The organism is Myroides sp. C1519 (genome assembly GCF_038039755.1).
In the GTDB taxonomy this organism is placed as follows: domain Bacteria; phylum Bacteroidota; class Bacteroidia; order Flavobacteriales; family Flavobacteriaceae; genus Flavobacterium; species Flavobacterium phaeum_A.
The window spans coordinates 1-13,073 of the sequence record NZ_JBBPHM010000023.1 but is presented as its reverse complement, the minus strand read 5'-3'; the positions used below and the strand labels follow the sequence as shown (position 1 = coordinate 13,073).

The window sequence follows — 13,073 nt, the reverse complement described above, 5'->3', positions numbered from 1 at the left end:
ATGGTTATTAAGCTTCAATAGCGATCACAGAATTTGCAACACGTTTTTCTCCTCCAATCGGAGTTGTATAATAACGCTGCTCAATTCCCCACAATACATGTTTCAAATCAGTATCCGATTCAATCTTAAACTTACCATCTTCATAAGAAACTTGACCATATTCTTGTGTATAATCGTATATAGCTTGTTTCTCTACCTCATCATATCTATTCAAGATATCTTTAATCAAAGCTATTTTCTTTCTATTAGGGATTGAGATTCTTTCTACCGTAAAACTTCTTACTACATCTAAAAAATCACTATTTAAAAACTCTTGAGACTCTTCAGCAGTAGCTTCACGATACAACTGATCTAACCCTCTAAAAATCCTATTGGCTGTAGAAAGCTTTTTAAAATATAATATATCTGTTAGATTATCATAAATAACATCTGCATTGTCATTAATGGTAATAATAGGCTTTTCCTTTTCTATTGTTAATTCATTAATTGAAAACCACTTCTTACTAATGTAAAAGCTTGCACTAATAGCTTGAAAAAAGAAAAAATTCTCTTGTACTGTACAGATATAAGATAATTTCTTCAAATTCTCCTTTGTTATTTGATCAAAATTAACTGATTCAACTTCTTCTCTAATAAAATTAGACGCATATTGAGAGCCTGAAAAATTACTCAGCTTATAAAATTGTTCTTGCTCTATTAAAGTATTAGGATCGTATTCTATTGCTTCTTCTGGTACTTGCTCTAAACTATATATATTATTCTTGGTAGCTAAAACTCTGAATAAATCAGTATTCCTTTTGACTTTACCATAAATGTAGATCTCTGCCATATTATAAATCTAAAAAAGTGTAATTATTAATTCTTCTTAAATTTTCAAATCCAATAGAACCTGGATTTTTCAATTGTTTTTTGGTTATTAAAAATATTTTAGTGTTTTGAGCCGTTTTTATAAAGTAAAAATGATACCCAAACAATAAAAATATTGGGTTAAAATATAATGTTTGTGATAAAAAAGTGAAAACATAAATTATTGAAAACACAACAAACAAGGTTGGAATATCATTAACACTTAGTGACACAAAAAAATAACCCAAATATGTTGGTAAAAAATTATTATTAGCTAACTCTATTTCACTAATTGATGAACTCTTAATATTGTCTTTTGGCAACATCTTTGCAACTATAAAGCTTATAGCTGTTAATACTATTGGAAATAATATAAATAATCCCCATGACAGATATATACAGTCAAATGACTCTAAAAACTTTAAATAATATCTCTCTTTAATTAAGTAAATAACTACAATTAAATAAGTTGAATTAAATGCTAAAAAAAGTCTATATAAAAAGTCCATTATTATATTAATTTTACATTTTCACTCTTACCTCCCCACTCATTAACTTGGGTAATAAAGTATCACGAAGTTTGGTTAGGGTTTTTATTTGAATATTATTTATTTGCATCTTATTTAAAAGAGGTTCTATTTTTTCAGTCATTTTAACAATCTCCTTTTCACTTGGTATCAAAACCATAGCTTCATCTAAATCACTTCTTTTAATATGTCCCATCGTCGTTGCATGACTCTGAGCAATTGAAATAAACTCTCTTAAATGTTGCTTGCACCAGAAATAATAAAACCACTTTGGAAACCTATCTGAAGACACTTTAAATAGATGTTGATTTAATACACACTCCTCTCCATTCCAAATTTTCACCATTAACGAAGCAGACCAAGCAAAAATAACATCTCCTTCTTTTATAATATAACTTGATTTAACCTCATTTGTAGCCCAGTCGGAATTATCCGTTATACCTGTAGTCAATTCCTTTATTTTAAGAACAGGTAATTTATTTACACCATCCTTTGGAGGATATTTTTGGCAAGCTAAACCATTTAAAAAAGTTGCTATTCTACTTAATGAACATTCCTCCCATTCCTCTTTAGCTTCTTCAATAAACCACTGACAGAATAAGGTTTCAGCTAAATTTTCTAAGGTTTGGTTTTGTTCATGCAATAAATCTATTTTATCATCTAAACTACTTAGTACATCAGCAATAGCTTTTTGTTCTTCAAGAGGTGGTAGTTTTATCTCTATTTCCCTAAAAGTATCTCTCGTTATAGTATCAAAAACACCTCCGTGTGCAAACTGCTTTAAATTTGCAATAGTGAATTTTAGCAAATAAAAAATAAAATCATTAAAACTATATTTTTCTAAAGCTTTAATCCCATAACACGATTGATTAAAAGCCATTGTTTCATTCAATATTGCTAATGCTCCAACAGTTCCTCGCGCTGAAATTATTATATCCCCTTTTTCTAATAATTTTGTACTACTATTTTGTAACCCTATATCTGTTATATGTTTTTCTGTTTCCGACACATATTTTCTTCCTGTATTAAAGTCTACAACTGATAACCATGGTATATTTCCATTCCAAAACTCAGAAACACTAGTTTTTGGAGTACCTCCTCCAACTAAAGATATAATATCACTAAGTCTACAATCCTTCCACTCCTTATTCCCCATCACTGTCATTCTTCTTATTTAATTTCTTAGCTTGTTGTTTCTCTATTTTCTTTACACTATCTACTGTAGGTAGTTCTTCTGGCATTGTACCTCCCAATTCTTCAATTGTTTTACGCACTTTTGCCCCTACTTCAAAGTGTGCCTTATTTGCGTTTGCTTTGCCTTGGATGTTATCTCTACGCAATTTTCCCTCAGCTTGTGTAGCGCGGAATAAGTTAGCTGCCAACTCCGTACTGCCCATATGGTCTAATATCTGTTGACTTTTTTTCAATCCCTTTTTTTGGTGGATTCCCTTAGCGTCTAAACCACCGTATAATCCTTTATATCCATGGTTTTGAAAAATAGCATAATCTAAAGGCTTAATTACTCCAGCATCCTTTGCCGCAGCGGCAAGTTGGGTATTGTGTTTTGCTAATTCATTTCTCAAAAACAAGCGTCGCTCGTCTTCAGTTGATAAATTAGTATACTCATCCATCTCGCGTATCTCTTGTATACGCGTTTGAACTGCAAAATACGTTTGTCCTTGTGCCACAATCTCTTTAGAGGGATCGGCATTTTGAACCACAAGATAGCAGGCATAACGAGACATTTTTACACTATCCACCTCACGATGAGCTGTTTTACCAATCGCTATCATATCGAGGATATCCTCGAAATGATCCACAATATTTTGCCCACTATTCTCACAAGCTGTTTTAGCTCTAGCAATTACAGGCAGAAAATGGCGATACTCTGAATACTCAAATGTTTTTGCTAAATCGCGTGCACTCCAATATTCATTGCCATACTCATCAATATGTTTAATTTGCTCAAACAAGCTATCGTTTATATTTTGCATATCACCTCCCATACTTAAAGGTTTATTTTTAATAAATTATCTTTAATGATCTGATTTAGTTCTGCTTCTTTTTCTAATTGTTCTTCTAAGGTTGCCTTTAAAGAAGTGAAGCGATCTTCAAAATTGAAGTCATCTTCTTCATCAGGTAATCCTACATAACGTCCAGGTGTTAACACATAATCTAATTCGGCTACTTTACTCACTGGTACTGAGGCACAGAATCCTGCTACGTCTTCATAGGTTCCTTCTACATTACGCCAATTGTGATATGTATTTGAAATTAAGTCAATGTCCTCTTTACTCAATTCACGATTACGGCGATTGATTAGATGTCCTAAATTACGTGCATCAATAAACAAGATTTCATTAGTTGTATCGCGGTATGCTGGATTCTCAACTTTCTTACGTCTCATAAACCAAAGTGCCGCTGGAATTTGTGTATTTAAAAAGAGCTTAGCCGGTAAGTTAACAATACAATCTATCAATCCTTCTTCAATTAACTGCTTGCGTATTTCTCCTTCGCCTGATGTTTTAGAGGTCAAAGCCCCTTTAGCTAATACTACCCCAGCTTGTCCTTTTGGTGCTAAGTGGTAAATAAAATGTTGCAACCACCCAAAATTGGCGTTTCCAATAGGTGGTACACCATACTGCCAACGTGCGTCTTTACGCAATAGCTCTCCACCCCAATCACTTACGTTAAACGGAGGATTAGCTATGATATAATCAGCTTTTACATCTTTATGAGCATCATTTAAAAACGAACCTTCAGAGTTCCATTTTACCTGAGAAGAATCAATCCCACGAATAGATAAGTTCATCTTAGCTAATCGCCAAGTGGTTTGGTTAGATTCTTGTCCGTAAATTGAAATGTCATTTATATTTCCTTGACGTTCTAATACAAACTTTTCAGATTGTACAAACATCCCACCAGAACCACAACACGGATCAAATACACGTCCTTTGTAAGGTTCTAACATCTCAACTAATAGCTCTACAACAGAACGAGGGGTATAGAATTGCCCTCCTTTTTGTCCTTCTGCTAATGCAAATTGTCCTAAGAAATACTCAAATACGTGACCTAAAACATCCGCAGAACGTTCTGCCGTTTCTCCAAAGTCTATATTTCCTATTAAGTCAATTAACTCCCCTAAACTTGTAGGATCAAGGTTTTGTTTTGCGTAAACTTTTGGAAGAATTCCTTTTAACTGCGCATTTTCTGCTTCAATAGCATCCATCCCATCATCTACAATCTTTCCAATTGTAGGTTGTTTTGCACTGCTTTGTAAAAAAGACCAACGTGCAGATGGTGGTACAAAAAATACGTTTTCTGCTGTATATTCTTCTCTATCTTCTGGATCTGCTCCTTGGTCAATTTCTGCTGTTAGGTCTGCGTGCATCTTTTCAAATGCAATTGATATATATTTTAAGAAAATTAAACCTAATACAACATCTTTATACTCTGCTGCATTGATGTTTTTACGCAGTTTGTCTGCTGCTTTCCACAAGGTTTTCTCGATAGTTTCTTGAACTTCTTCTTTTTTCTTTTTTGCCATTCTGTGATTTAATTGTAATTCTTGTAAAAATATCTATTCTTTATATAAAAAGCTACTAAAATAAGGGGAAGTAACAATTTCATTGAGTGAAATATAAAAAAATAAAACAATAGTACTTCCTTACTATTTGGTAGTGATCAATATTTCATCTCTACCGATATGTAGAGCATTGCCGGGATACATAATAATTCACCTCTACACCTGGGGTGGTGGAAATTCAAATATAATTATGGAAATGGCAGTATCAGATGCAATGTGGAGACGCGAAGTATCACGTCTACCAAACGTCAGCGTGAAACGTGATTATTGCTGTAGAAACACATTATGTCATATACTATGCGGGCTAAAAATATTTAGCCCCTACATCGGATTTTTTTAGAAAACCGGGAACGGGAAACCAAAATACGCAATGTCTCTGTATGAATATGTATTATGCAGGTTTGTTTATAAATAAACAACATAGCGGACTAAAAATATTTAGGCCCTACATCGGATTTTTTTAGAAAATCGGGATCTGAAAACCGAAATACGCAATGTCTCTGTATGAATATGTATTACGCAGGTTTGTTTATAATTAAACAACATAACGGGCTAAAAATATTTAGCCCCTACATCGGGTTTTTTTAGAAAACCGGGATCTGAAAACCGAAAATAGGCAATGTCTCTGTATGAATATGTATTACGCAGATTTGTTTATAAATAAACAACATAACGGGCTAAAAATATTTAGCCCCTACATCGGATTTTTTAGAAAACCGGGAACGGGAAACCAAAATACGCAATGTCTCTGTATGGATATGTATTAAGCAGACTTGTTTATAAATAAACAACATAGCGGACTAAAAATATTTAGGCCCCTGCATCGGATTTTTTAGAAAACCGATAAATGTTAACCGAAAACACCATAATTCACCCCTACATCAAAAAAGAAAAGTCCTTTTACTCCGTCCCACTTTTGGTCAATTATATGTTCATTTGATAGCAAATGATAGCAAATGATGTCAAAATAACCACTTTTGAAAAAAAAGTTTTTTTATGACCGTAGTTTTGCAATGTAAAGATGAAGGAAATGTAGCTACACCAAATCGATACAATTCATTTATAACCTTTTAAAACTAAAATTATGGCAGAATTATCAATTGGAATCTTAGGTGGATTCAGCGGAAAAGTAGGAACTGTAGTAGGTGCTAACTGGAGAGGTAAAGACATTATTCGTGCTAAACCTAAAAAGAAAAAAAGAGTGGGGTCTGAACTTCAAATTAAACAACGTGCAAAGTTTAAGTTAATCGCGCACTTCTTAGCGCCGCTAAACAAAATTACGGCTAAGTATTTTGGACAGTACCAAGGTTCTAAATCACGTACGAATTTAGCTATGTCGCACCAATTACTGGAAACAGTAGTTGAAAGCGGTGAAGACTTTGAGATTGACTATTCTAAAGTGGTTATCACTAAAGGAAACTTGCCACAGGTTACTGTTACGGATATCGTAAAAGAAAACAATGAAATAAATATTTCGTGGAATACAAATATGACTTCTAAAATAGCAAAAGGCGATGACAAGATTGTTCCTATTTTATACTCAACCAATCAAAAAATGTTTTTCTTACCTGAAGAAACAGTAATGAGATCAGAACAAAGTATCCAAATTCCATTACCTGAAACCTGGGTAGGTAATGAAATTGTATTGTGGTTTGTTGTCGTAAATGCAAAAGAAACTGATTGTAGTATTAGCTCATTTTTAGGTTTATACTAAGCCTTTAAACTATTACTTAAACTTACTAATCAAAACCCCTTCAGTGTGATGCTGAGGGGGTTTTGTTTTACTTATATATTAATCACATTACATTTTTCATTTTTAACGTTATCTCACCAATATTATATGCATAAACAGAAGCAGGAACAAATGTAAAATTTATATCACTGGCTTTCTTTGTACCTTGCTTGTCTATACTTGTTACTAATGCATTCTCAAATTGATTTGATTTACAAAACTGTACTAAACTCATTAAGTCCTGAGGCATATCAAAAAAACGATTACTCCATTTTATTTCTACCCCCCAAAGAGGTTTGAACTTTTTATCATCTAATAAAACTAAATCTACTTCTCCTTCAAAACGTCCATTTTTCCAACGAGCATATGTTAAATCTAAATTTTCACGATGCATCCATTGTGATAATATAGCAGTTTCTACCATATTTCCCATTTCGCTATCTATCGCCTTAACTGGAGAAAACAATGCTGTTCTAAGCGATGAATTAGTTAAATATACTTTAAAACTTGTAACTCGCTTCAACCTTTTTGCATTGATATCAACTTTGTTTAACACTTTTATTAAAAAAGCAGCTTCTAAATATTCTAAATATTTTTTAAGCGTTTCTTTCTGAATACCGCTTTCTTTAGACATCGTTTCATATGAAAACTCATTACCTGTATTGTAAGCTATATATGTAAAAAAACGATTAAGTTCTTGTACATCTTTTATACCATATAAACTTGGTAAATCACGTAGTAATACTTTATCTACAATATCATTTTTCACATAACGTCCCATATCTTTTTGAATTTTTTCAGATAAAACCACTTCTGGATAACCGCCAAAATTTAGATATTGTAAAAATTCATTATTTAGCTCATCAATGTTTAATGGAAGACAATACGAAATCTCTTTTTCTCCATATTGAATAGTGCCTTTGTAAATAAGATGATTTTTATTTTTTAAATGAATAAACTCCTGAAAAGTAAGTGGAGGTAACATAAAATCAGTAAATCTCCCCGCTCCACTCTCTGTACTATGCCATTTTAAAGCTGCTGCTGCTGAACCAGAAACAATGAATTTTGTCTTAGGATAAGAATCTACTAATACTTTTAAATGTCGTTCCCAATCTTTTAAATATTGAATCTCGTCAAAAAAGACAAAACAATTGTCTAAACTATCTGTTTTTACAGATTCTTTACATAAGTCCAAAATTTCTTGTAAACTAAGATTTACATAAATAGGATTATCAATCCCTATAAAAAAAATACGTTGTGGATTTATATGTTCTTCGATTAAGCTATCAATAGCATGAAACATCATTACAGTTTTACCTACTCGTCTTGGTCCCATTAAAACAACTGCACGACGCACATCTGTTTCTGTTACAAAAGGATAAAATAAGTCAAAATATAATCTCTTAGACATCTCCTTATACAAGGATGGAATCTCTTCGCTTACCCACCAAGGGTTTTCATATTGTAAACGTTCAACTATTTTCTCTGTAGGAATAAGCCTTGAATTATTCATAATTTTTCTTATTTATACAAATATAGTAAAAATAGACAATTCTAAAAATGCTTATTTTTACAAAATATACTATAATAGATGTCTAAAATAAAAAATTAAAGCTTATTATTGAGAATAGGTCGGTAATACAATTCGCAATTACCATTTATACTAACACTTTGTGTCGTATGCTCTCTGGGCTAAAAATATTTAGCCCTACATCAGTCGTAAATGGAAATCATTGCTTTTAATAAACAATACATCATTATAAACCTCATAATTACAACTCATACAACAATAAAAAAACAATATGTCACGCAGTTATAATCGATGATAGGGCCACGTTAAATCACTTGTTAAAACTTGCAACAGAACAGAATTTAGCTATCTTCGTATTACTAAAACTGAAACAACTTTATGGAATGTATTTCTGTATTTGATATGCTCAAAATTGGCGTAGGACCTTCAAGTTCTCATACTTTAGGTCCGTGGAGAGCAGCAGAACAATTTTTAAATGAACTGCACGATCGCCAAATATTTAATCAAGTTTCTAATGTAAAAATAGACTTATATGGCTCGCTTTCTCTAACGGGAGTGGGACACGCAACGGACTTAGCTGTGATGCTGGGTTTAAGTGGGGCTGACCCTGAGTATGTGCCTGTGGAGGATATAAGCTCAATTATAGCTAAGATAAATGATACGAAAACCTTGGTTTTAGGGGGTAAAACACCAATTACCTTTGATCCTAAAACTCAAATTGTTTTCAATAGAAACTTCTTGCCTTTTCACGCAAATGGAATGACGTTTACTGCTCAATATGGTGAACACGAAATCTATGAATCTACTTTCTACTCTATTGGGGGTGGATTTGTTGTGAAAGAGGAAACGGCTCAGAATAAAGAAAATGACGAGATTAAAGCGTCTTTCCCTTTCCCTATTGATAAGGCAACTGAACTGTTAGCTTATTGTAAAGAGCAAGGAATGTCGGTTTCTGAAATCGTGTACGAAAATGAAAAATCTCTTCGTACGGATGATGAAATTCACCACGAACTTATGCGTGTGTGGAATACAATGCTGGAGTGTATGTACATTGGTTGTCACACTGAAGGTATATTGCCTGGTGGACTAAATGTGCGTAGAAGGGCGTATGATACTCACTCTAAATTAAAAGGCGACTTACCTTATACTAATCCACAAGAATGGCTACAAACAATCCGCAAGACGAAGGTGTACTTCCGCCAAATCTTGAAATGGGTAAGCTGTTTTGCTTTAGCTGTAAACGAGGTTAACGCTGCTTTAGGTCGCGTTGTTACTGCTCCTACAAATGGTAGTGCGGGAGTAATTCCGGCTGTTTTGATGTACTATTTGGTAATTGAAAACCACAAGGCAAGTGAGAAAGAAATTAAGCAGTTCCTTTTAGTGGCAGGTGAAATTGGTAGTATCTTCAAAAAAGGAGCAACTATCTCTGCTGCAATGGGTGGTTGTCAGGCTGAAATTGGCGTGTCAAGTGCTATGGCGGCTGGTGCATTGTGTGAAATGATGGGTGGTACGCCTGAACAAGTGATGATGGCAGCTGAAATTGCAATGGAACACCACTTGGGATTAACGTGTGATCCGATCGGTGGTTTAGTACAGGTACCTTGTATTGAAAGAAATACAATGGGAGCTATTAAGGCTATTAATGCGGCTGAATTAGCGTTAGACACTGATCCTAAGAATGCGAAAGTGCCTTTGGATAAAGTGGTTAACACGATGTGGGAAACAGCTAAAGATATGAACAACAAGTATAAAGAAACTTCTGAAGGTGGACTGGCAGTTGCTGTTAGTTTGTCTGATTGTTAACTATATGAAGAGACTAATAACGACAATACTTTGTTGTATTACAATACAAACGTGGGCGCAAGACATACTGTATGTCAACGCGCCTACGGTTGCTTATAAGGATAGCCAAGCAACGCAAAAAATGGGTGTCTACACACAAGGAACACAGCTGACTTCGTTTGAAAAAGTGTCTAATAAATTGTATAAAGTGCTGGTTGATTACCAATCGCCTATGTACATAAACGACATTAAAAACCTCAGCACGAAGTATAAAGCGGTGGAAACAATTGCTTCTCCTGCTCCTATTATTGATGAGGACGAGTTTTATGCGGCTCCTCACTTGTTTACAACTGTGGCGGGACTAAAAGTTCGCGAGTATCCTTCAAGTACGTCTTCTGTGTTGGGAACAGTGCTAAATGGTACTATTGTGCCACTACCCTTTTTCCCTGATGATAAAGAAGCGTGGGTTCCTATTGATTATATGGATAGAAAGGGGTATATTCAAGCAAAATTTTTAGGACAACGCCCTGATTTAGACGAGTTAATTCAAGCGTATAAGTATGCTACGGACACTCAGGACCAAAAGAAATACGCTGAACGCGTGTTGGAATTGGGTTGGAATAGTGCACATTATTACACAATTCAGGCGTTAGACGTTTTTGTTGAGTATGCTAAAAACAACAATTTGATGGAGTTAGCAGAGATTAATCAACTTAAAAAACAAGTTTTAGAGGCAACTCCGCTTGACGGGGATTCAAGTAAAGTAGAAAAGCTACAGAAAAAACAACAATTTGGTTTTACAATCAACGGCATCGTTGAACCATTGGCTGGTTTTGATGGAGAGCTGGTTAAACAATACATTGGGTATCCTTTAGAGACGTACTCGGATTTGGAAGATTGTGCTTTAGGTGATTATGAAGGTAATGCTTTATATAACTCGGCTGAGTTTATCACGAACGATTTGTCAAGTACCGTGAAAGCTCGAAAAATGGATATGCTTAATTTCAACGGTTTTAAAATTGGCAAGCATTTGCTAAATGGCGAAACAACGGAGAAAGATTTTTTAAAAATAGCTAAGGGATTGATAGGTAATATCTCGCCTTTAGACAAATCATACACCATTTATTTAGATGGACAGGCTTACCTTTTCATCTTCCAAAATGGATTATTATCAAGAGTGGAATTGATTTATTACTGTTAATCCTTTTAATTCCCCTCTTTTTATCTAATTTTACATTTCTAACAAAAAGAACAATTATGTCAGTAGCAAAAAAAGATTATAAGAAAGTGACTACTAAGTCGCTTATCGATATGAAAGCTAATGGTGAAAAAATTTCAATGCTTACGTGTTATGATTACTCAATGGCTAAAGTATTGGAAGCTGGAGGAGTAGATGTAATGCTTGTGGGTGACTCTGCAAGTAATGTAATGGCAGGACATGAGACAACATTGCCTATTACATTAGACCAAATGATTTATCACGCACAATCTGTTGTACGTGGTGCGGAGAGAGCTTTAATAGTTGTTGACTTGCCATTTGGTTCTTATCAATCGGATCCTAAAGAAGCTTTGCGTTCTGCAATTCGTATCATGAAAGAAAGTGGTGCACACGCAGTTAAAATGGAAGGTGGAATTGAAATTAAAGATGGTATTAAACGTATCTTAGATGCTGGTATTCCTGTAATGGGACACTTAGGTTTAACGCCTCAATCTATTTACAAATTCGGAACTTACACGGTAAGAGCTAAGGAAGAAGAAGAAGCAGCTCAATTAATTCAAGACGCTAAAATGTTGGAAGAAATTGGATGTTTTGCTGTTGTTTTAGAGAAAATTCCTGCTGCTTTAGCGAAAAAAGTAGCTGAAAGCATTTCTATTCCTGTAATCGGAATTGGTGCTGGTAATGGTGTTGACGGACAAGTATTGGTTATCCACGATATGATTGGTTTAACACACGAGTTCAACCCTAAATTCTTACGTCGTTATTTAAACATTTTCGACCAAATGAAAGAGGCTGTTGAGCAATACGTACAAGACGTTAAAGCTGTTGATTTCCCCAACGAAAATGAACAATATTAAGCTTATATACTCTTTTATATAAGTTCAAAAATATCCTTTAAACACTATTAAAGGATATTTTTGTTTTAAAATCTATTCTATGAAAATTGTTTCTACACCTGATAACTTACAAGTGCTTCACGAGGATAACCATATTATTGTGGTTAATAAACGCGTGGGGGATATTGTTCAAGGTGACCAAACGGGCGATATGCCGCTAAGTGATATCGTCAAGCTTTATTTAAAGAAAAAATACAACAAACCGGGTGAGGTGTTTTTAGGGGTGGTTCACCGCTTAGACAGACCTACATCGGGATTGGTGGTTTTTGCTAAGACTTCAAAAGCGCTTACTCGCTTGAATGAGTCGTTTAAAAATAGAGAAACACAAAAAACGTATTGGGCGGTAATTAAGAATGCCCCTCCTAAAGTGGAAGATACTTTAGAGCATTTCTTGGTTAGAAACCCTAAAAACAATACGTCTAAGGCGCATAAAAAGGAAGTTCCAAATAGTAAGAAAGCAAAGTTGTCTTACCGTATGTTCCATCAGTTGAAAACATACTCTGCTTTGGAGATTGATTTACACACGGGACGACACCACCAGATTCGCTGTCAACTTGCCGCTGTGGGGTGCCCGATTAAAGGCGACTTAAAGTATGGCGCTGACCGCAGTAATCCTGATGGAGGTATTCACTTACACGCACGCAAGCTTACTTTTGTGCATCCTGTAACAAAAGAATCCTTGACGATAACTGCCCCTACTCCAGAAGATGTTATCTGGAATGAGGTATCAAACTAAAATATAAAAGGTGCATATCAATTGCGATATGCACCTTTTATATTTTATATGGTTACCAGTTACCGGTTCAACGCATCACGTTTCACGTATTTCGGTTTTCAGTTTCCGGTTTTCAGTTTCCGGTTCGACGCATCACGTTTTACGTTTCACGTATTTCGGTTTCCATATCACGCATCGCGCTCGTACGGGCGAACCTATGTGTTCGCCCCTTGTTGTTT

At 34.6% G+C, this 13,073-nt stretch carries 11 protein-coding genes; 5 read left to right on the top strand and 6 right to left on the bottom strand.

From position 1 onward, the window contains the following. Positions 1-7: 7 nt before the first annotated feature. Genes AABL81_RS11795 through AABL81_RS11775 form a run of 5 tightly spaced genes read right to left on the bottom strand, consistent with a single transcriptional unit; the run spans position 8 to position 4,920 of the window. The gene (locus AABL81_RS11795; protein ID WP_341341115.1) at positions 8-829 is read right to left on the bottom strand and encodes a hypothetical protein; all 822 of its coding nucleotides are present in this window, start codon (positions 827-829) and stop codon (positions 8-10) included. A gap of 1 nt (position 830) precedes the next feature. Continuing rightward, positions 831-1,355 (bottom strand): hypothetical protein, encoded by a 525-nt coding sequence (locus AABL81_RS11790; protein WP_341341114.1) that lies wholly within the window; start codon positions 1,353-1,355, stop codon positions 831-833. Between the two features lie 13 nt (positions 1,356-1,368). Beyond that, positions 1,369-2,538, bottom strand: a complete 1,170-nt coding sequence (locus AABL81_RS11785) for a restriction endonuclease subunit S (protein WP_341341113.1) — start codon at positions 2,536-2,538, stop codon at positions 1,369-1,371. After that, entirely contained in the window at positions 2,519-3,379 is an 861-nt protein-coding gene (gene dinD, locus AABL81_RS11780; protein WP_341341112.1) for a DNA damage-inducible protein D, read from the bottom strand. The genes AABL81_RS11785 and dinD overlap by 20 nt, the downstream gene beginning before the upstream one ends. 2 nt (positions 3,380-3,381) lie before the next feature. Further along, on the bottom strand, positions 3,382-4,920 hold the full coding sequence (locus AABL81_RS11775) for a type I restriction-modification system subunit M (RefSeq protein ID WP_341341111.1): 1,539 nt from the start codon (positions 4,918-4,920) through the stop codon (positions 3,382-3,384). 1,123 nt (positions 4,921-6,043) lie between these two features. Between AABL81_RS11775 and AABL81_RS11770 the strand changes: the two genes are divergently transcribed. Beyond that, the gene (locus AABL81_RS11770) at positions 6,044-6,673 is read left to right on the top strand and encodes a DUF6266 family protein (RefSeq protein WP_341341110.1); all 630 of its coding nucleotides are present in this window, start codon (positions 6,044-6,046) and stop codon (positions 6,671-6,673) included. A gap of 82 nt (positions 6,674-6,755) precedes the next feature. On the opposite strand, the gene AABL81_RS11765 is transcribed toward AABL81_RS11770, so the two are convergent. Continuing rightward, a complete protein-coding gene (locus tag AABL81_RS11765; protein ID WP_341341109.1) occupies positions 6,756-8,204 on the bottom strand; it encodes an ATP-binding protein in 1,449 nt (482 codons plus the stop codon). A gap of 396 nt (positions 8,205-8,600) precedes the next feature. Here AABL81_RS11765 and AABL81_RS11760 point away from each other — a divergent pair, with 396 nt between their 5' ends. The 4 genes from AABL81_RS11760 to AABL81_RS11745 all read left to right on the top strand — a co-directional run bounded on the left by AABL81_RS11760 (position 8,601) and on the right by AABL81_RS11745 (position 12,855). Then, positions 8,601-10,025 carry an L-serine ammonia-lyase gene (locus AABL81_RS11760; protein ID WP_341341108.1) on the top strand — a complete coding sequence of 475 codons (1,425 nt, stop codon included), beginning with the start codon at positions 8,601-8,603 and terminating at the stop codon, positions 10,023-10,025. A 4-nt stretch (positions 10,026-10,029) separates the two neighbouring features. Continuing rightward, on the top strand, positions 10,030-11,205 hold the full coding sequence (locus AABL81_RS11755; RefSeq protein ID WP_341341107.1) for an SH3 domain-containing protein: 1,176 nt from the start codon (positions 10,030-10,032) through the stop codon (positions 11,203-11,205). A 56-nt stretch (positions 11,206-11,261) separates the two neighbouring features. Continuing rightward, entirely contained in the window at positions 11,262-12,080 is an 819-nt protein-coding gene (panB, locus tag AABL81_RS11750; protein ID WP_341341106.1) for a 3-methyl-2-oxobutanoate hydroxymethyltransferase, read from the top strand. A gap of 79 nt (positions 12,081-12,159) precedes the next feature. Then, positions 12,160-12,855: an RluA family pseudouridine synthase gene (locus tag AABL81_RS11745; RefSeq protein ID WP_090407252.1), complete on the top strand. Its 696-nt coding sequence runs from the start codon at positions 12,160-12,162 to the stop codon at positions 12,853-12,855. Positions 12,856-13,073: the final 218 nt, after the last annotated feature.